The sequence below is a fragment of the Vibrio ruber DSM 16370 genome, from assembly GCF_900163965.1.
GTDB lineage: Bacteria > Pseudomonadota > Gammaproteobacteria > Enterobacterales > Vibrionaceae > Vibrio > Vibrio ruber.
Window position 1 is genome coordinate 1 of the sequence record NZ_FULE01000054.1, and the last position, 20259, is coordinate 20259.

Here is a 20259-nt window from a genome sequence, read left to right on the forward strand (position 1 = left end):
TTTCCGGTGTGACACCGGTTGCCTCGGGCTTTTTCCCGTCGAGCGAAAAAAGCGGCTCACCCGGCTGTGGGGGTAAAAGGATCGGCTGCGATATTCCGGCAGCATTGGTCGTCGTTAAGCCTGCCTGTGGCTGTGACGTTTGGGTCATGCTCATCCCTCGACCGATATTCACCCCGCTGCCCATGTTGATACCAACGGTATTGATATTCACCCCTTGACCGACATTGATCCCCGACCCGATATTGACTGAGCCGGATGTATCCGTGCCGAGACTGACCTGATACGGACTCGCTTTTAAATAACAACTCCCACAGCCTGTATCAACAAAATCTTCGGCACGTGCCAGTTTTTGCCCGTAAATATTGGCATTTCTTGGCGATGTCGCCACAATCGGCCCTGTACCGCTACAGCTTCGGCTGCCACAGGAGCAGGTTGCCATATCGCCAACCAATGCAACTAATTTACCGTTCACTTTCATGTTACCGCTGCCAGTAATGACTTTGCCCCCTGTCGTGGTTCCACAGTCCAAGGTGATCACATCCTGACTCATGACACTTTTAACCTATCTCATTGATTTGCCGTGTGTATTCTAAAAGGATTGCTCAATTAGCAAAAGCAAGGGAAAGACGCTATTGATGAGAGTGAGAGGCTGACCGAAATAACGGTGTGCTTTATCAACAGAGGAAACAGTAAGATAGGAAAGATAAGTCTCCCTCACTGGCATTACTCAGACGAGGTGGTTTTTTATCCCGCAACGTTTGAGCGGCTGAAGGTCGTCTCCAGTGTGGTGAGTAAATTCATCGCACTGTAGTAATCGAGCCTGAAAGAGTCGTTGCCCATCGCAAAGATATTGCCTTGGCGGATTGCCGGGAGGTGAGCAATAAACTTGTTATGTTTGACCTGCCCGACAACAGTGGCATCAGCGGCAAATAACAGTACCGAGCGGCCTGTAATCGCATCGGCAAATTTCTCTCCGTTCACCGGCACGATATCTTTACGTTTGCCCATTTGATGATTGTTCTTCAGGTCATCGGGCAGCGGGCTCAGTGTAAAACCAAGTCCGTTCAGAATTTGCCCCTGAGCCGAGTCATCCGTCCAAAAGTTGCCCCCGCGATTATCTCCGTAATAGACCATCGCTGAGACCGGTTGCGGTGGCAGTGAGATGCGGTCTTTTAATGCCAGTAGTCGAGTGTCAAATCTTGTGATGGCCGATTCGGCCTGCTGTGTTCGGTCGGTAACCGACCCCAGCAACCGTGCTAACGTTTGCCAGCTTTTATCGTCGTAATTGATCACCAGCGTCGGTGCGATAGTTGAGAATTGTTGATAAAGCTTAACGGCCGAATCTCCGCCGGTTGCAGAGACGATGATCAGGTCGGGCTTTTCTTTCGCGACTGCTTCAGCACTGGCAACACCCTGATACAAGGGTTTCACACCGCGGTCGTAGGCAACTTGGTTCCATTGAAAAAAGAAACCATGTTTATCCGCGACGAGTGTGTCGGGGCGCGTGCCTCCCGAGGCGATGAGCGGGGCATCGATAGCCAGCAGCGTTCCGGTTATCGACACGCTGGTGGATACAATACGTTGCGGAGGTTTGTTCAGCGTTACTTTGCCGTAACGGTTAGAAATCGTTTTCGGCCAGCCTTGGGAAACCATCAGCGACGTTTCTGAGGGATTGGGCGTGTTTTCGGTGTTGTCGTTGCATCCTGCGATGAGGATAGCAAACATGATCCCCACAAGGAGAAGTAATACGCGAGGCATAGGAAGCTCCAATTTATTTCGAGCGCAACATCTTATTGAGTTGAAAAACCAGACAGTGACAGCGCGAGTCAATCGTTAAAGGTACGTACTTTATTGCGAATGGCTATCATTATCAATTGATTTCATTCAACAGGCTGTTTATTATTCTTGTAAATGATAATCGTTAGCATTTGTGGAGTGCCTTATGGCCTCATGCATGTTGCCTCAATGCTAACTTGAGCGACTGACTGCTGTTCATCCATCTTCTGTTTATCAACTTTTTGTTGATCGACCCGTCTTGAACAAACGTGAGTCAATCCGTCACTTTTTCTCAACAAGGATCATTACAATGGCGATTCCCAAAATAGCCGCATATCAAATTCCCTCACATGATGCGTTTCCGGACAACAAGGTTAACTGGCAGTTAGATGCAAAAAAAGCAGTGCTGTTGATTCACGACATGCAGGATTACTTCATTAATTTCTTTGATAAGAAAGAGGCGCCAATCCCCGAACTGATCAAGCATATTCAGGCGATTAAACAGGCTGCGGGTGAGGCAGGGGTGCCGACGGTTTATACCGCTCAGCCCGCGAACCAAGATCCGCAGGAACGGGCGCTGCTGACCGATTTTTGGGGCACCGGATTAACTCAGGACACGGCTATCATCACGGATGTCGCACCACAAGACAACGATATTACCTACACCAAGTGGCGTTATAGTGCATTTAAAAAGACACCGCTGCTGGAATGGATGAATGAAACGGGACGCGATCAGCTGATCATTGTGGGTGTGTATGCCCATATCGGCATTCTTTCTACAGCGCTCGATGCCTTTATGCTCGATATTCAGCCTTTTGTGGTGGGAGATGCGGTCGCCGATTTTTCATTGGCGGATCACCAGTATGCACTTGCTTATGTGACTGGCAGAGCCGGGAGCGTCAAATCGGCACAGCGTGTGATTGAAGAGATCAATCAGAGTGCTCAGTCCGCCGCTGCAATCAGTCTGGAGATGATGCAAAAAGACGTTGCGCAGATTCTGGATCTGGATATTGAAGATATCGATGTGGATGAGAATTTGATGCTGCTTGGTCTGGATTCCATCCGCGCTATGAGCTTATTTGAAGGCTGGCGTAAACACGGGGTAAATATTGCGTTTGCTGAAATCGTGAAGAAAGTGACGTTAAGAGAGTGGTGGCACTTGATTGATAATGCCCAGACTCAGCAAGTCGCGTAGTCGATGTCCACAGATGCAAAAACCGATTTCAGATGAAATCGGTTTTTTTAGCCAGCTTGCTGGTAATGTGCTTGCTTTCTGCCGCGCGCTTTTTTTCAGCTAATTTGTCTCAGCCAAGTTAAACGGTAGAGAACTGTTCTCTGAGCTGCTTCTTATTAATTTTACCGACTGGGGTTTTGGGTAAAACGGCCATAAACCGGATTTGATCAGGGATCTTATATTCAGCCAGCCCTTTATCGTGTAAAAAGCGCTTGAGATCAATCTGCTTGAGAGCAATGGGCTTGAGCGTTTTATCTTGCTCCGGCACCACAATTGCACAGCTACGCTCGCCAAGAAACGTATCCGGAATCGCAATTAAGGCAGCATCGTGAACATCCGGATGTTGTAATAAGACGTTTTCGACTTCTTCAGCAGCGATCTTTTCACCCCCTCGGTTGATCTGATCTTTATCGCGTCCGGTGACAATGAGATTGCCGTCTTGTGTCAGCTTGACTAAATCACCCGTCGAGTAAAAACCCTCAGGATTGAACGAGCGCCGGTTATGTTCCGCTGCCCGGTAGTAGCCCCGAATTGTGTAGGGGCCGCGTGTCATCAGTTTCCCCTCCTGACCATAGGGGACTGGTTCACCATCTTCATTGACGACCAGCACTTCATCATCGGGTGAGATCGGTCGTCCCTGAGTCGAGACGATGATGTCAAGCGGATCATCCAGCCGGGTGTAATTGACCAGACCTTCCGCCATGCCAAAGACTTGTTGTAACTGACAGTGCAGTTTTTCCGGTAGCTGTTGTGCGGTACTTTGGCTGAATTTGGCACCGCCCACCTGAACCAGTTCTAAGCTGGATATGTCTTCGCTGGCTGAAGGGGCATACTGCATCCACAGTAAAGCCAACGGTGGCACCAGTGCCGATACAGTCACTTTGTGGCGTTCAATTAATTCAAATGCCGCTTTGGGTGATGAATCCTGACCCAATATGACAGTGCCTCCGGAGAAAAATACCCCCAGTGAACCCGGAGAACTCAACGGAAAGTTATGAGCAGCAGGCAGCACACACAGATAGTTCGTTTCCGTGTTGAAGCGGCAAATCTCAATGCTGCCGAGCACACTATACACGTAATCATTATGCGTTCTGGGGATCAACTTTGAAGTGCCGGTGGTGCCGCCGGATAACTGATAGAAAGCCACATCCGTTGCCTGACCGTGTTGCCGGTAACACGCATCTGAATAGAGTGTGCTGAGCGGTGTCATCTCGCGATGAGAGGCTGTGCCCGATGTCACGAGCAGTCTGAGTGACGGGCAAGTTTCAAGCAGTTGTAAAGCCTGTTGTTGGGTATCAAACCCAGTGATCTGATCTGAGCAAATATAGGCTTTTGCTTCTGCGTGCTGGCAGAAATAGCTTAATTCCATATGGCGGTGAGCCGGCAGTGCGAGCACCGGTTTGATCCCTTTCATGGTTAAGGCGAAGAAACACAAATAAAACTCTGCCTCATTCGCCATTTGCAGGACAACATTGTCGCCAGCCTTCAAACCTAAAGAGACAAAGCCGGCTGAAAGCCGGGCTATTTTGTGCCGAAGCTGCTGATAGGTATATTGTTGATCCTGACAGATCAGGGCAATAGCGTCGGGGAGTTGCTCCGCGGTTGCGGATAAGCAATCAAACAGCGTCCGGTCTTGCCAATATCCTTGCTGTCGATAGTATTGCGCATATTCAGGGGGCCAGGGCGTAAAATCTAACGATGTTGGAGTAGTCATAGCATTCCCCCTTATGCTGTGAGTCGTTCATCAAGCTGAATTCCGGCGGCTTTCAAGATGGTTCCCATTTTCGCACCGGTTTCTTCCAGTTCACTTTGCGGAGAGGACTCGTTGACGATTCCGGCACCGGCAAAAATACACATTTCACGCTGGCTGACTTCGGCACAACGAATCGTCACCACCCATTCCCCGTTACCACGCGCATCACACCAGCCAATCATGCCGCTGAAGTAGCCGCGTTCAAACGTTTCGATCTGTTTGATTGCTTGATAGGCAGACTGTCTCGGGAAACCACAAACGGCCGGGGTCGGATGAAGCTCAGCCGCGATTTGCAGCGAATTAATGGCCGGGTCAATCGCTTCTCCTTCAAGGACAGTCGATAGGTGAAGCATGGTTTCGGTTTCGATCACTGAAGGCACCATCGGGGTAAAGAGATTATGGCAGTAACGGCTCAAAACTTTCTCGACTTCTTCCACGACAAAGCTATGTTCGTTTAAGTCTTTCTGGGTATCGAGTAAAGAGGAATATGAGTGTTGATTGTCAGACTCGCTGGCAGATTTAGGCCGTGAGCCGGCAAGCGGGTTTGATACGACGTGTCCACCTTTTTTCGCTAACAGTAACTCAGGGCTGGCCCCCATTAGTTTGGCATTGCCGCCGATATCGGCAGCAAAGGTGTAGCCACGGGCGTTAATGGCAAGCAGGTTTCTGAGCAGAGCCGTCTGATCAATGTTGTGATCGGTCGAAATACGTACGGATCGGGACAGAACAACCTTAGAAAGCTCAGTGGTATTGAACAGATTTAATAAAGTGGATACCCCTTGTTTATAGTCATCTCCGGTCGGCGGAGAGATAACCGTTGCTTTGTTTGAGCTGAGCGCATTATTTTTGCACGTTCTGGCACTCCCTGAGACATACAGTTTTTGCGGGATAAAAAATTTCGTCGGTGTATTCTCATCGAACGGAACAGTGGCAAACAATACCGGGTTATCATTATCTGATGTTTTCGCCTGTTCAAGCATTTGTTTCGCGTGATCGGCAAGGTGAGCAAATGGGATAGCCTGATTGAATTGTTGTTCAATCCCCACACCCAGCATTGAGTTGTTCGGAGATGCAAAGAAAAAAGGCGCTGTCTCTAACTCTTGATCCAAGAGCGCTTGAGCCATTCTGGAGAAGCCAACAACTTCGCGTTTCATAATTACCTCGTTCAAATGTGATGACAAATATTTGCCATTTGTTTCATACGCAATATATTGGCAAGATTATAAGTGAGAACAATTATCAATTTCAAATGATAATTCATCTTATTTGTGGGATAATCATTGTCATTGTCGCGAACATCAAAACAGGAGAAGTCGGGTTGAATCAAAATCATCAAACGGTATTGCTGACCGGAGCAAGTCAGGGGATTGGGTATACCGTCCTAGAACGGTTGCTGGTTGAGGGGTACAAGGTTGTTGCAACCGATCGCTGCATCGACGCGCTTGATACAAAGCTGGATGCGGTAAAGAAACAATATGCTGCTCAGCTTGATTATTACGCAATTGACTTGCTCGACAGTCAGTTGGCACAGCAAGTGGCGCAGCTTTGCAGTAAATATCATTTCGATCATTTGGTCAGTTGTGCCGGGGCGCTCAGCAGCGGCAGTGTTCATGAAATGTCTGTTGAAACGATCAAGCAAATGTTTGACATCAATACCTTTGGAGCTTTGACCATGATTCAACAAGTCGCCGAGGGAATGAAGCGCCGCAAAGCAGGGAACATTGTGGTGATCGGCTCAAATGCTGCCAACACGCCAAGGTTGAACATTGGGGCTTATGCTGCGTCAAAATCCGCGTTACATATGTTGGTGAAGTGCAGCGGATTAGAATTGGCGGAATACGGTATTCGTTGCAACATCATCAGCCCGGGATCGACCCGAACCGAGATGCAGACACAACTGTGGCATGAAAACTATGGTGAACCACAAGTGATAGCAGGTAACCTTGAGCAATACCGTCTGGGCATTCCCTTGAGAAAGATGGCTGAACCGGCTGATATTGCCAATAGCGTGCTATTTCTGATGTCTGACGCGGCACGCCAAATCACCATGCATGATCTGCGTGTCGATGGTGGTGCAACGCTCGATAACTAGTAACTAATAACTAGTAACTAATAGCTAATCCGCTGAAACTCGATAACTAATCCACTGAAAAAAGAGGCGCAGTGCTGATAATCAACCACCGCCGGTGGCGGTGGTGATTGCTTCTGTCATTGCTGAAATCGGGCGATTAAATGTCTGGTGTGAGTACCCCAATGAGTTTTAAAACGTTAGGTCATGGTTCATGTAGATCGCTACACTTCACATGACCTGCCTTGACTAAATGCACGACAAATTGCTGCAAAAACCATCACGAAAGATCAACAGCCCCTAGAAATAAGTCTTGTAGCGATCAATGATGTTAAAACTCGAATCAATGACGGCGATTTCACGCCATTTATCAAAGGTTAAGCAAGGGTGGGATGTCCCAAAGCTAATCATATCTCCGACTTGTAAATCGACGCTGAAAGTCATAAAGGCATGTTGATCCATGATATCTTTGACAACGCATGTACCTGACTCAATGGTTATCGGCGCCTTGTCCCCGGCATGATAATAAGTCAGCGGGGTAGGCAGCCCGGCATCGAATGCAACATCACGCTTACCAAATCCGACAATGGCGACACCGGGTTCAGGAATCGATAAAACGTAGGCCCAAAGCTCCATTGCAGACTGTAGTGCGGTATCACTGGCTTGGCAGTGCATATTTCGCAGCATAACCTGTGCCTGAGCATCTTCATATATACCCATATCGTGGATCACGTAACATCCCGGCCGGATAATACGACGAACGCTCGGATGAAGGTCGGCTTCTTGGAAAACCTCACAAACAATGTCGTACCAGGCTGAACCGGCACCGGTTAATATCGGGTTTTCCGAGTGAATGGATGACTGGAAAAAATCAGACTTGAAGATTTTCACGACCCAATGAATAAAATTGCGAACCTGCGTGATTTCATCATCACCATGGATGACGCCTTCATAAAATTCCACCCCGGATAAACGGAGTGAGGTGCTGGTGTTGAGTGCTTGAACGACTGATTTGACGTGCTCTTCAGTTCGACAACCGCAACGGCCGTGGTCTGCACCGATCTCGATAAGGACGTTGAGCGTCAGCGATCTTTCGGTAAAAAATTGGTCTAATGCGCGCACGTTTGCGACGGAGTCAACAACGCAATAAAACTGGATATCGTGATGTTCAAGCATATCGGCGATAATCGACATGTTTGCTTTCCCAACCAATTGGTTCGCCATTAAAATATTCTGACATCCCGCATTCAAAGCGCTTTGAGCCTGAACCGGATTGGCGACCGTCATTCCCCAAGCCCCGGCAGCTAATTGTGCTGTGAGGATTTTAGGGGTCATGGTCGTTTTTGCGTGGGGGGCTAACTGAACTGCATATTTCTCGCTAAAATTTTTCATCCACTGGATGTTGTTCGCGATTTTGTCCTGATATAGAACCAACGCAGGTAAGCTGACATCTTCATTCAGTATGTTAGCGTCTTTGCCGATGGCGTGACCTTTTTCCAAATATATAGCATTCATTTTATTCATCCTTGAGCCAGTCATCACTGCTGTTTTGATTGTTCAATTACTTCCGTTCAGTTTCTGTGTCAGTTTGTATGCGCAGCTGACCAGTTCAGATTTATAGTCATCAAAATTCTGTAACGCATCTTCTTTTGGGGCAATCAGACATAATGTTGCGACAGGCACTTGGTTTTCATCAAATACCGGAGCTGCAAAGCATCGGGTGAAGGTGTCAGAGATACTATTGAATGAAAAAAAACCGTCCTCTTTTGCCTGATTACATTCTTGGAGAAACTGCGTTTCAGGTAAGCGCTTGCCATCTGGCAGAATAAAGTCATCAGGGTCAATAAATGCCAAAATGTCTTCATTACTCAGATGGTTCAAAAGTAATCTGCCTGATGCTGTCCAGGGAATTGCGACTTTCTCACCGATATTGGCGCTGATTCTGAAGGGACGGTCACCTTCTTTCATCATTGCAACCGTGTATTTGTGTCCGTCAAGCATACATAACTGAGCTGTTTCCCGGGTCATCGTCGATAGGTGTTCTAAATATGTTTCGGCTTCACTCGCTAAGCTGAAATTTTTTAAATAGCTCGTGCCTAAAAAATGCAGTTGTCTACCCAAAAAAACGCGTCCGTCTTTATGGAAGTTTTCTAATACTCCCATATCAAGCATAATTTTGATTAATTCATAAATAGACGAGGTCGGTGCTTGCAACGCCTTTGCTATTTCAATTGGCCTGACCGCTTTTTCATGATTGCGAAGAAATTCCAAAATTTGAAAGGCTCGCTCTATCCCTCTGGCTCTCACAAAGGCCTCCAGTAATGATTGATGTGAATGGGGCAATCCCATTCACAAGGTAAGCTATTTTTGCTTATACGCGACACAATCGATTTCCACTTTTGCATCAACCATCAAGCTTGATTGTACGCAAGCTCTGGCTGCCGGAAATTCGCCAAAATATTCAGTAAATACACCATTAAATGACCAAAAATCTCTGGCATCGTCAAGCCATACACCGATTCGGACGATATCTTGGACATCATAATCTGCTTCTTTCAGAATTTTCAGCATATTCTGAATCGCTTTATGTGATTGGTCGATAATACCACCATTGATCACTTCACCATTTTCCATGGCGACTTGTCCTGAAACATATAACCAGCCATCTGCTTCGGTCGCACTGGCGAAGGGAAGTTGTTTACCTGCTGCACCGCGCGCATCGCAACCGTATCGTTTTATTGTCATCATTAAATTTCCTCAATAAAAATTAAAAGTGGGAACTTTTCAAAAATTCAGCCAGTCGGCTTGATTTAGGGTGGTGATAAAGCTCATGAGGATGTCCCTGTTCCTCTATTTGTCCGTTATTCATAAAAATAACGTTGTCTGATACTTCATAAGCAAACTTCATTTCGTGCGTTACAAGTACCATTGTCATGCCATCTTTGGCTAAGTCTTTCATGACATTCAAAACTTCATTGACTAGCTCGGGATCAAGGGCAGACGTGACTTCATCAAACAGCATGAGCTTTGGGCTCATAGCCACAGCCCGGGCAATCGCAACGCGCTGTTGCTGTCCGCCGGAGAGCTGAATGGGATAATGGTCTTTTCGGCTCAACATACCTACTTTATCCAGCCAGTGTTCTGCGATAGAAATCGCTTCACTTTTGCTCATTTTTTTGACTTTTAAGAGTCCGAGCATGACGTTGTCTAAGGCTGTCATGTGAGGAAATAAGTTGAAATGTTGAAATACCATGCCTGTATGTGAGCGTTGCTTTGCTATTTCAGATTCTGAATGGCGGACTCTCTTACTGTTCGTTATGGAGTACCCCATATTTTGGCCATCTAAAATAATTTGCCCTTGCTGATAATCTTCCAGAAGGTTGATCGTTCGTAATAACGTTGTTTTACCAGAACCACTAGAGCCGATAATTGAGACCGTTGTGCCTTGGTTGACTTCAAGATCAACGCCTTTTAAAACTTCCAAATCTCCGTATGATTTATGAACGCCACGAATACTGAGTAGCTTTTTCCTATCCGTCATAATGTCTTCCTTAAATCGTGCGATCAGCTAATTGTCACTTTCCGTTCTACATAACGGCCGAGTTGTTCTATTCCGAAATTAATACAGAAGTAAATAAATCCTGCGAATAGATAGAACTCCATATTCATGAAATTTCTGGAAATAATTTGCTGAGTTGTAAGCATGAGTTCTAAAACCCCGACAATTGATAACAGTGTTGAGGCCTTAACCATTTCAGCTGCGGTGTTCACCCAAGTCGGGAGTATTTGTCTCAGTGCCTGAGGCAATAAAACATAGATGAATGTTTTGAAAAAAGTTAATCCAATTGCTTTGGCTGCCTCTGTTTGTCCGACAGGAATTGCTCCCAGTGCGCCACGTACAATTTCGCCAATATGCGAACTACAAAAAATGGTTAATGCGACAACTCCGGCCTGAAATGCATCTAAGTTTATGCCAACCGCTGAAGGGACATAAAACATGGCGAGTATTAAAACAAATACGGGTGTTCCACGAATAATGTCAATATAAACACGAAACATGAACTTTATCGGTAAAGTGCCATATTCAAGAGCCAGTCCGACAATTACACCGAGCATTGTACCTAAGGTGATCGCTAATGCAGAAATACTAATCGTTATTATCACCCCGTGATAGATAGCGCTTCTTGCATTCCATAATTCCTGTAAAAAATAGGATAGATCCATCATGAGCAATTCTCCTTACGCAGGAATTTTGCAATTACCCCGGTCATACTTGAATTACTTTGCTTAGTTCTGGAAATGGCAATTTTCTTTTCTAAAGCCCTGAATGTATATCCAAGTAAAAAACATGCAATAATATAGATGCCACTCGCAACCATCCACGTCTCAATGACCCTGAAACTCTCAACGTTTATTTTTCTCGCGTAAAAGGTTAACTCTGGTATCGAAATTGCCGCAGCAAGAGATGTATCCTTAAATAAAGAAATAAAATTATTAGTCAGCGAGGGCAATATATTTCGCATCATAATGGGCACCAGGATCATCCGCTTTATCTGAAATTGTGTTAATCCAATAGCCAAGCCTGCTTCATATAATCCTTTCGATATTGATGTTAATCCTGAGCGGAAAACTTCTGTCAGGTAAGCACCGGCATAAATAGAAAGCGTGATGATAAATGACTCTATTTTCCCGATGCGTATTCCCATCTGCGGTAACGCAAAATAGGTAAAGAGTATTAATACTAAGATCGGCGTGTTACGAATAATCGTAACATAAATAGAAGCGACATATTTAAACGTTCTATTTTTTGATAACATCATGAATGCGCATATAATTCCAATGACGCAGCCAATTAAAATAGAAATAAAGGCTAGACCCAGACCTAAGCCTAGCCCCGATATTAATATGTCCCAATTTCGCCATACAACACTGAAATTGAAATCATAATCCATGTCTAACTATCCAGTTTATTTATATTCAACAGGGAAGCCGGTTTTAGGCATTGGCAATTCAACACCAAACCACTGTTCAAATGATTGCGCGTAAGCGCCGAAATCAACCCCTGTCATCGCTTCATGGAATACGACATTCACAAAGTTCAGCCACTCTTGATCGCCTTTTTTCACGGCACAAGAATAACTTTGAGGCATCCAAGCATAACCGGAGTCCTTATAACGACCTGGATTTTGCACCATATACCAACGAAGAGAAGACTGATCGGTTGCTGCTGCATCGGCCCGGCCTGAGTTTAATGCCTGATACATTAATGCAACGCTCTCATATTGATCGACTTTCGCTTTCGGTAACGCTGCATGGACCATCTCTTCTGCATAAACGTTTTGTAACACAGCGACGACGACATCATCTCCGGCATCTTTTAATGCATCATAGTCGGCATACTGACTCTTATTCATTAATAAAAGTCCGACACCTTCGCGGTAATAGGGAATGGTAAAGCCAACCTGTTGAGCCCGACTTGGGGTAACGGTCATAAACTGACAGCTCAGATCGACTTTATTGGTGACCAAATTAGGGATGCGGGCATCACCGGACTGATCAACAAATTTAATCTTCGTTTCATCATCAAATAGTCCCTTGGCGACCAGCTTTGCCATATCGATATCAAAGCCGACTAAGTTATTGTTTTTATCTTTAAAGTGCCAAGGTGCATTGGTGCTTCCGGTACCGACAATTAAATATCCGCGGTTCAACACTTCCTGTAGTTTTTCTTCAGCATGACTGGTTGCCGAAATAAGTAGTGGCAACAGCGCGAATGAACCCAATAAATATTTACTGCATTGACTCTTCGTAATTAATCTCATCACTGATTCCTTGTTGTTGTGCTCTCCATGAATTCCGGTATAATGGAATTAATATCTTTATAATGGAATGTATTTTCAGTATGCTGTTACTCCAAATACCTGTCAACAGTTCAAATTTTAATCAACATGTAGCTCTTAATATTTTTATTAATAGTTGTGTTTGTGCTGAATTTGTAGTCATTATCCAAATAAATAAGCTGGTTATTATTCGTATAATAGCTATTTATTTTGAATCCAAGTTGGTGCATTTATTGATTTTTTTGCACAAGATTGGTGATAAATTACGTGCTCTATTTTCTGTTGAAGGTTTAACTGATTAATAAAGAAGACAATTAAATTGATGTTGAAGCATTCTTAATGAATTGCTGATCAATTGTTGAGGGGACGGCTGAATGCATCAGGATGCTAAACTAAAAAGCAAAGATTGCGATCCCGATGCGTTGGTCACCGTATTATTTGCCAATCGAGTTGCGTCACTTCTATCAGCCCGCTGTGCTGGCTCTTCGTTTGAGTTTATATTTTAGGAGTGTTGATGATTCAAATAAGCCACCTTTTATCGCTTGTATCAGCTTTTCAGCGGCTTTGGTTCCCATTGTTTCATAGTCAAATTCCGCACAGGTCAGGCTGGGGTAGGCGTGCTCTCCCATGGCTGAGCCTTCCAGACACATAATGGCCATATCTTTCGGCACTTTCAGCACTCTGCGGTGACACTCAAATAACGCACCGATAGCAATATCTTCATGGCTGCAGACTAATGCATCCAATCCGGAATCCCGTAACAGTAGCTTCGCGAGCCCTTCTGCACCTAATTGAGAAGAGGGGGCATCCGGTGTGGTTAAGAAATGGTCAGGGGTTAAGTAGCTCTCGATCATCGCACTTTGCCAGCCATGTAGCTGATGTTGCAGGGTAAAATGGTCACCGCGTGCGCCAATGAAGCCGATATGCTGAAAGCCTTGCTCAATCAGATGTTTGGTACACGTTTTCCCCACTTCGAAGTAATCAAAGCCGATGTTTAAGTAGTCTTCTTTAGAGCGTTGCTCCGCGATTTCTAACACAATGGTATTGGTTGATTTCAGGAGCTGGTGGGTTCGTTTGGTATGTTCCTGTCCGAATAGTACGACTCCTGCCGGGCGGCTTTCTAAAAACGTGGAGACCAGATTTTCTTCCTGAGTGACTGAGTAATCACTGTAGCCAATCAATAACTGATAGCCCGCTTTATTGAGGGCATGTTGAAATTTGGGCAGGAAAACCGCACAAGCTTTTTCAAACAGTGACGGAATCACCAGGGCAATGGAGTGACTTTGTGCTGAGGCCAGTGCTCCCGCAGCTTTATTGGGGATATAACCCAGCTCATCAACAACTTGCTGAATTTTTTCTCTGAGATGATCAGAGACTAAATCCGGCGTTCTTAATGCTCGCGACACCGTCATGGTGCCGACACCTGCTTTTTGGGCGACATCAGCTAACGTGACGCTACCGGTACTTCTTCGTTTACGGGGTCTGCTCATCTTTCCAATTTTACGTGATAGGTTTTCTGCGCTGAGATTTTACCACAGCCTGTTGGTCATCGGTTCGATAGTAACGTATCAGCACTTTGGTTTAATTGATTAAACCATAAGGGATGAGCAAAATACTACATGCATCACACAAATGATAGCGCTACCAGATAGCGCTATCATTTGTGATCTGATTAAGATTTTTCTGGCATATTGTTCGGTAAAGTGTCACTAAACCACACAACAAAGTTGGAAAAACCATGCTACGTGAACTGATAACCCCTGATGTGGTGCGCATATATTCTGATGCGACCGACTGGAAAGATGCGATTGAAAAATCGTGTGCGGCTCTGATTGAGAACCATGCGATAGAACCCGGCTATGTCGATGCCATTTGTCGCTCGCATGAATCGATCGGGCCTTATTATGTGGTTGGTCCGGGAATGGCGATGCCCCATGCGCGTCCGGAAGATGGCGTCAACCGTATGGCGCTGGCGATAACGGTGATTCGACACGGTGTAAATTTTAATGCCGAAGAGAATGACCCGATCAAAATGCTGGTGACTTTAGCGGCGACAGACAGTAACAGCCATATTGAAGCGATTGCACAATTAGCTGAACTATTTATGAATGAAGCGCATGTACAGCAGATTTGCAATGCGAACAGCAAAGATGATGTGCTCGCGGTGATAGAGCAATATTAAATTTTATCTCCTTACACCCCCTAAAAAATAAAGGTCTGAATGATGAAAATTATCGTTGTATGCGGCAATGGTCTTGGCACCAGCCTGATGATGGAAATGAGCATTAAAAGTATTGTGAAAGAACTCAATATTGAGGCGACCGTGGATCATGTTGATCTCGGATCGGCTAAAGGAACCGACTGTGACATCTTTGTCGGCACCAACGATATTGCCGAGCAGTTAAACACTTTGGCGGTTGAACCACGGATTGTTGCGCTGGATAACATGGTTGATAAAGCAGCGATGAAAGCCCGTTTATCGGTGGCTTTGCAAGAGCTTGGTTATCTGTAAGGAGGAGAAGCGATGGAGTTCTTTAATTTCTTAATGAATGATGTGCTGTCCGAACCCTCCGTGCTGGTTGGTTTTATCGCTTTGATCGGGCTGATCGCACAGAAAAAATCGGTGACGGAATGTATCAAAGGCACGGTCAAAACCATACTGGGGTTTATTATTTTGGGGGCAGGGGCCGGTCTGGTCGTCGGCTCGCTCGGTGACTTTGCGACCATTTTTCAGCATGCCTTTGGGATTACCGGCGTCGTCCCCAATAACGAAGCCATTGTTTCGATTGCGCAAAAATCATTTGGCCGTGAAATGGCGATGATCATGTTCTTTGCGATGCTGGTGAATATTTTGATTGCCCGTTTTACACCGTGGAAGTTTATCTTTTTAACCGGGCACCACACGCTGTTTATGTCGATGATGGTGGCCGCGATTCTTGCCACCAGTGGAATGAAAGGTGTCCCGCTGATTGCATTGGGATCGATTGTGGTCGGTTGCGTGATGGTGTTTTTCCCTGCCATCGCTCACCGCTACATGAAACAGGTCACCGGCTCGGATGATGTCGCAATTGGTCACTTTTCAACCCTGTCTTATGTTCTTGCCGGATTTATCGGCAGTAAACTGGGCAACAAAGAACATTCAACAGAAGATATGAATGTGCCTAAAAGCTTATTGTTCCTGCGCGATACACCCGTTGCGATCTCATTCACCATGGGCATTATTTTTATCATTACCTGCCTGTTCGCTGGTGGCGATTATGTGCGTGAGGTTAGCGGCGGTAAGCACTGGTTTATGTTTGCCTTAATCCAGTCAATTACTTTTGCCGGTGGGGTCTATGTCATCCTGCAAGGGGTACGGATGATTATCGCTGAAATCGTGCCGGCGTTTAAAGGTATATCCGATAAACTGGTGCCCAATGCCAAACCCGCACTGGATTGTCCGGTGGTCTTTCCGTATGCGCCGAATGCGGTATTGGTCGGTTTCCTGTCGAGTTTTGCCGCCGGTTTAGTCGGAATGTTGCTACTTTACGTGATGAATTTAACCATCATTATTCCCGGTGTGGTGCCTCACTTTTTCGTCGGCGCTGCTGCCGGTGTGTTCGGCAACGCAACCGGCGGGCGACGTGGTGCGATCTTAGGCGCTTTCGCCCAAGGGTTGCTGATCACATTCCTGCCGGTATTTTTATTGCCCGTCTTGGGCGATTTAGGCTTTGCCAATACCACGTTCAGTGATTCGGACTTTGGTGCTATCGGTATTCTGCTGGGATTGATCGTCCGCTGATTGTCAGCTTGCAAAGTAAAGGTTTCACCGCTGGGTTATGCCAGTCAGTTATGCTGACTGGCATCTGTTCTTTTGGGGAGAAGATCACGTCTGGATATTCGGATATGTAATGCGTACTGATTCATACTTTCGCGAGATTTATAATTAGATTATTATGCATGTTGTTGTGTATTAATGCCCAACATACTCAAACAACGTCAGGATGTCAGAACGCTGTTTACTTTCTAATCTGAATATAAAGGAATACAAAATGAAGTTTAGAATTTTATCCCTCTCAATCATGGGCCTGTGTTCACTAGGGGTTCAGGCCAGTGATTTAACACAATTTACCGAAATCGCTCAGAAAGCTGACTTTATTGATGGTGTTAATATAGTTGAGCCCCCGGAGTTTACCAATGATGATCCGACGTTCAGTGACTCTGTCGTTGATCGGGCAGATGCAATGGGCGCAATTGCGGTTGACCGAGAGGGAAATCAATCCACCGCTGAGATTTCAGCAGAAACACTGCAAGCACTTGAAGACGCAATTAAAACATTTGATGATCTGGGTCTGGATGCCACTTTATTTACCACGCCGGAACAAGAATCAACGGTGAAACCTAAAGTGACCGGAGAAGAAGAGGATATTCAGGGGGTGGTCATTGGTCGTGATGATCGAACCCGGATCACCAATACAACCGCTTCACCTTACAAGTATATCGGTCACATTTCAGTGGGATGTACCGGTACACTGATTGGTAGTAAATATGTACTGACAGCGGGTCACTGTGTGGCAAACGGTCGTGGTAGCTGGTATAAGAATCTGGATTTTGCCGCCGGACAGAATGGTTCGAGCAAACCTTGGGGCACCACCGGGTGGAAAACTGCGGTCACCACCAAAGCTTGGTTCAATAACCGTAATTCTAACTATGACTATGCGTTAATCGTGTTGCAAAAAGCACCACATGGCGGGTCTTCTGGCTGGGGCGTTTATTCCGGCGGTACACATTCGGTGACCGGATATCCGGGGGATAAAACCCGCTGGACGTTGTGGACTGACTCTGGCGCCACCAATGCCATCTCTTCTTACCGTGTCTGTTATACAATCGATACTGCAGGGGGCGAAAGTGGCAGCGGCATCCGCGATAGCAAAAACATCGTCCGCGGGATTCATACAACCGGTTCATCGTCCCGTAACTGTGGTACTCGGATGACCAGCACCGTATACAATACGGTGAAGCAGTGGATCTCTACTCATTAACCCTATTGTTTATGTCAGACTGATTGTTTATGTCAGACTGATTGTTTATGTCAGACTGATAAGACAAGCGCGGGGTATGCGCATGTCGATCCGTTAAACAATCAATGAGCGGCTGAGATCCGCCAAACATCATCAAGGCTCTGAGAATTTAATCTGAGAGCCTTTTCTTTTGTCGTTCTGACCGCTCTGATATCGACCCTGACACGCGCAAATCTTATTTGTTTCTAAAGCATGTTTGTATCTAAGGCATGTTTGTCTCTAATGAGTATTTGTCTGTAATGAATGTTTATCGGTACTGAATTGGTGCAAAAATGCACAAAATGAGGTCAGTTGTAGCGAATCCGGCTCAGATAAGTCTCATGTTTGACCCGCTTCTGGTAATCGAGGGGCGTCGCACTGACCAACCGCTTGAATTCTCTGAGAAAATGAGCCTGATCACTGAATCCCAGTCCATAGGCTAAGTCGGAAAACACCACCTGCCGGTGGTGGTTGATATGATACACCGCAGACTGGCAGCGGATGATCCGGCTGAACGCTTTGGGCGACAGCCCCAGATCACTGAGAAACTGGCGTTGTAACGTGCGGCTGGTATAGCCGGTCATTGCCTCTAATTGCTTGATCTGAATATTCCCCTTGTGATCGAAAATGTGCTGAATCGCTTGCACCGTGAGCGGAGAAAAGCGACGTTTTCGCTGACTGTTCAAAAACTTGTCTTTGAGAAACTGCTGCGTCAGGGACACTTGCCTGACAAACGTTGACGTACTGACGACTTGTTCGAACAGCGCATGACACGTTGGCACCACATCAGGTAAATACAGTAAATGATTCACCATTTCTCTTGCTGACGCATCGAGAAAATCAGGGATCACGCCCGGTAAGAATCGCACTCCGAAATAGCGATGTTGGTGGACAAAATTGGCCCGGGTTGCTTCGAGCGTTGTTCCGCAAACATAGGCGGCCGGGGCGTTGGCGTCACAATCGAACAGAATGTCGATACAGCCGTCGGGGATCGCGAGAGTCAGAGCGGCGGATTGGTCAGCTTCAAAGCTATAGAAGTGAGACACCTCCGGAATTTCCGAGGAACAAAGCGAAAAATCCTGCGCAGCACTCAGGACAAACCAAGGTTGTTTGGCATGGATAGCTGCCACGCGACTGACAATTGAAGCTGTTGACATAACGACACCTGCTTTTCCGGGATAAATCAAACCAGATAGGGTCAGAAAGCAAGCGTGGTGCCAATATTGTGGTTTTTATCAATATTCGTGTCATGTCGCAAAAATTCAATACGCTGCTGAGTGGGCTCTCTAATATCCAAGCTATCCGTTGTTCATCTGATGTGATTCGCCAGGGAAGGTCGATGACTGACACCGCGGTGACACGGAACACGGCATACCCATTTTACCCCCTATTTTTTGAGGTGATGTGATGTCAGAGCGTACCAAAATCGATTTTATTTACCTGTCGGAGCAAGACATGCTCAAAGCAGGTGTGACTGATATGCCAAGCTGTGTCGATACTATGGAAGCGATGTTTGCCCTGCTGTGGCAGGGTGATTATCGCATGGCCGGGGCGAATAATGATTCTCACGGTGCCATGGTTATTTTTCCGGAAGAGTCGCCTTTTCCGACCATGCCGAAACCGACGGCGGATCGCCGTTTGATGGCGATGCCGGCCTATCTCGGCGGCAGTTTCCAGACGTGTGGCGTCAAATGGTATGGCTCCAACATTGCCAACCGCGAGAAAGGTCTGCCCCGTTCGATCCTCATGTTTATCCTCAACGATATTGAAACCGGTGCGCCACTGGCCTACATGTCCGCCAACCTGTTATCGGCTTATCGTACCGGTGCTGTACCGGGAGTGGGTGCCCGTTATCTGGCGCGTCCGGATTCGAAAGTCATCGGTTTGCTTGGCCCCGGTGTGATGGGCAAAACCGCCGTGGCAGCTTTTATGACCGCCTGTCCTCAGATTGATACCATCCAAGTCAAAGGCCGCGGACAGCAAAGTCTTGATAGCTTCCTCACTTGGGTGGCAGCGACTTATCCGCAGATCACCACAATCGAGATTGTCGATTCACTGGAAGAGGTGGTGCGGGGCGCCGATATTGTCACATACTGCAATTCGGGCGAGACCGGAGACCCCTCAACCTATCCGATCGTCAAACGGGAATGGGTCAAAGCGGGGGCTTTTCTGGCAATGCCTGCCTATTGTCGCCTTGACGAAGAGATGGAACGGGATGACGTGCGCAAAGTGCTCGATAATACCGGCCTGTATCAAGCTTGGTACGAAGAAGTGCCCAAGCCTGCTCATCATCATATTCCGGTCATCGGCGTACGTTTTATGGACATGATCGCCGAAGGCAAAATTACTCTCGATCAACTGGAAGATATCGGTGAGATAGTTTCCGGTGAAGCGCCCGGTCGCCAGAACGATGAAGAGATCATCATCATGTCTGTCGGTGGTTTACCGGTCGAAGATGTGGCGTGGGCGACGGTGATTTACCGTAATGCACTCGCGCAGGGCATTGGCGTCAAACTGAATCTTTGGGACGAGCCGGTATTGTGCTGAAC

General features: G+C 46.4%; 20 protein-coding genes. 7 read left to right on the top strand and 13 right to left on the bottom strand.

The genetic code is table 11. From position 1 onward, the window contains the following. Both VR7878_RS20940 and fepB read right to left on the bottom strand, forming a co-directional pair. On the bottom strand, positions 1-550 hold a 550-nt coding region (locus VR7878_RS20940), incomplete at its 3' end, for a PAAR domain-containing protein (protein WP_139344147.1). Between the two features lie 194 nt (positions 551-744). Continuing rightward, on the bottom strand, positions 745-1758 hold the full coding sequence (gene fepB, locus VR7878_RS18385) for a Fe2+-enterobactin ABC transporter substrate-binding protein (protein ID WP_077337473.1): 1014 nt from the start codon (positions 1756-1758) through the stop codon (positions 745-747). Positions 1759-2086: 328 nt separating this feature from the next. On the opposite strand from fepB, the gene VR7878_RS18390 reads away from it, so the two are divergent. Continuing rightward, positions 2087-2971, top strand: coding sequence for an isochorismatase (locus VR7878_RS18390; RefSeq protein ID WP_077337474.1), 885 nt, complete (start codon positions 2087-2089; stop codon positions 2969-2971). A 118-nt stretch (positions 2972-3089) separates the two neighbouring features. On the opposite strand, the gene VR7878_RS18395 is transcribed toward VR7878_RS18390, so the two are convergent. Both VR7878_RS18395 and VR7878_RS18400 read right to left on the bottom strand, forming a co-directional pair. Continuing rightward, on the bottom strand, positions 3090-4724 hold the full coding sequence (locus VR7878_RS18395) for a (2,3-dihydroxybenzoyl)adenylate synthase (protein WP_077337475.1): 1635 nt from the start codon (positions 4722-4724) through the stop codon (positions 3090-3092). A gap of 11 nt (positions 4725-4735) precedes the next feature. Next, on the bottom strand, positions 4736-5917 hold the full coding sequence (locus VR7878_RS18400) for an isochorismate synthase (protein WP_077337476.1): 1182 nt from the start codon (positions 5915-5917) through the stop codon (positions 4736-4738). A gap of 164 nt (positions 5918-6081) precedes the next feature. Here VR7878_RS18400 and VR7878_RS18405 point away from each other — a divergent pair, with 164 nt between their 5' ends. Next, the gene (locus VR7878_RS18405; protein ID WP_077337496.1) at positions 6082-6855 is read left to right on the top strand and encodes a 2,3-dihydro-2,3-dihydroxybenzoate dehydrogenase; all 774 of its coding nucleotides are present in this window, start codon (positions 6082-6084) and stop codon (positions 6853-6855) included. Between the two features lie 276 nt (positions 6856-7131). Here VR7878_RS18405 and VR7878_RS18410 read toward each other — a convergent pair whose 3' ends face one another. From VR7878_RS18410 to VR7878_RS18450, 8 genes are all read right to left on the bottom strand, one after another. Then, a complete protein-coding gene (locus VR7878_RS18410; RefSeq protein WP_235862916.1) occupies positions 7132-8346 on the bottom strand; it encodes an amino acid deaminase in 1215 nt (404 codons plus the stop codon). A gap of 42 nt (positions 8347-8388) precedes the next feature. After that, positions 8389-9138, bottom strand: coding sequence for an IclR family transcriptional regulator (locus VR7878_RS18415; protein WP_205409488.1), 750 nt, complete (start codon positions 9136-9138; stop codon positions 8389-8391). 54 nt (positions 9139-9192) lie between these two features. Further along, positions 9193-9576, bottom strand: a complete 384-nt coding sequence (locus tag VR7878_RS18420; protein WP_059122677.1) for a RidA family protein — start codon at positions 9574-9576, stop codon at positions 9193-9195. Positions 9577-9598: 22 nt separating this feature from the next. Continuing rightward, a complete protein-coding gene (locus tag VR7878_RS18425; protein WP_077337479.1) occupies positions 9599-10372 on the bottom strand; it encodes an amino acid ABC transporter ATP-binding protein in 774 nt (257 codons plus the stop codon). 23 nt (positions 10373-10395) lie between these two features. Continuing rightward, the gene (locus VR7878_RS18430) at positions 10396-11058 is read right to left on the bottom strand and encodes an amino acid ABC transporter permease (protein ID WP_205409489.1); all 663 of its coding nucleotides are present in this window, start codon (positions 11056-11058) and stop codon (positions 10396-10398) included. Continuing rightward, positions 11055-11783, bottom strand: a complete 729-nt coding sequence (locus VR7878_RS18435) for an amino acid ABC transporter permease (protein ID WP_077337480.1) — start codon at positions 11781-11783, stop codon at positions 11055-11057. Before VR7878_RS18435 ends, VR7878_RS18430 begins: the two co-directional genes overlap by 4 nt. 15 nt (positions 11784-11798) lie before the next feature. Further along, positions 11799-12653 (bottom strand): transporter substrate-binding protein, encoded by an 855-nt coding sequence (locus tag VR7878_RS18440; RefSeq protein WP_077337481.1) that lies wholly within the window; start codon positions 12651-12653, stop codon positions 11799-11801. A gap of 482 nt (positions 12654-13135) precedes the next feature. Further along, complete coding sequence (locus VR7878_RS18450) at positions 13136-14161, bottom strand: LacI family DNA-binding transcriptional regulator (protein ID WP_077337483.1); 1026 nt, start codon at positions 14159-14161, stop codon at positions 13136-13138. A 248-nt stretch (positions 14162-14409) separates the two neighbouring features. Here VR7878_RS18450 and VR7878_RS18455 point away from each other — a divergent pair, with 248 nt between their 5' ends. The 4 genes from VR7878_RS18455 to VR7878_RS18470 all read left to right on the top strand — a co-directional run bounded on the left by VR7878_RS18455 (position 14410) and on the right by VR7878_RS18470 (position 17692). Beyond that, positions 14410-14853: a PTS sugar transporter subunit IIA gene (locus VR7878_RS18455; protein ID WP_077337484.1), complete on the top strand. Its 444-nt coding sequence runs from the start codon at positions 14410-14412 to the stop codon at positions 14851-14853. 42 nt (positions 14854-14895) lie between these two features. Next, positions 14896-15183 carry a PTS sugar transporter subunit IIB gene (locus VR7878_RS18460; protein ID WP_077337485.1) on the top strand — a complete coding sequence of 96 codons (288 nt, stop codon included), beginning with the start codon at positions 14896-14898 and terminating at the stop codon, positions 15181-15183. 12 nt (positions 15184-15195) lie between these two features. Beyond that, positions 15196-16452, top strand: a complete 1257-nt coding sequence (gene ulaA, locus VR7878_RS18465; protein ID WP_077337486.1) for a PTS ascorbate transporter subunit IIC — start codon at positions 15196-15198, stop codon at positions 16450-16452. 250 nt (positions 16453-16702) lie between these two features. Then, positions 16703-17692 carry a trypsin-like serine peptidase gene (locus tag VR7878_RS18470; RefSeq protein WP_077337487.1) on the top strand — a complete coding sequence of 330 codons (990 nt, stop codon included), beginning with the start codon at positions 16703-16705 and terminating at the stop codon, positions 17690-17692. A gap of 326 nt (positions 17693-18018) precedes the next feature. On the opposite strand, the gene VR7878_RS18475 is transcribed toward VR7878_RS18470, so the two are convergent. Continuing rightward, positions 18019-18867 carry a helix-turn-helix domain-containing protein gene (locus tag VR7878_RS18475; protein ID WP_077337488.1) on the bottom strand — a complete coding sequence of 283 codons (849 nt, stop codon included), beginning with the start codon at positions 18865-18867 and terminating at the stop codon, positions 18019-18021. 250 nt (positions 18868-19117) lie between these two features. Here VR7878_RS18475 and VR7878_RS18480 point away from each other — a divergent pair, with 250 nt between their 5' ends. Continuing rightward, positions 19118-20257: an ornithine cyclodeaminase family protein gene (locus VR7878_RS18480; protein WP_077337489.1), complete on the top strand. Its 1140-nt coding sequence runs from the start codon at positions 19118-19120 to the stop codon at positions 20255-20257. Positions 20258-20259 lie beyond the last annotated feature (2 nt).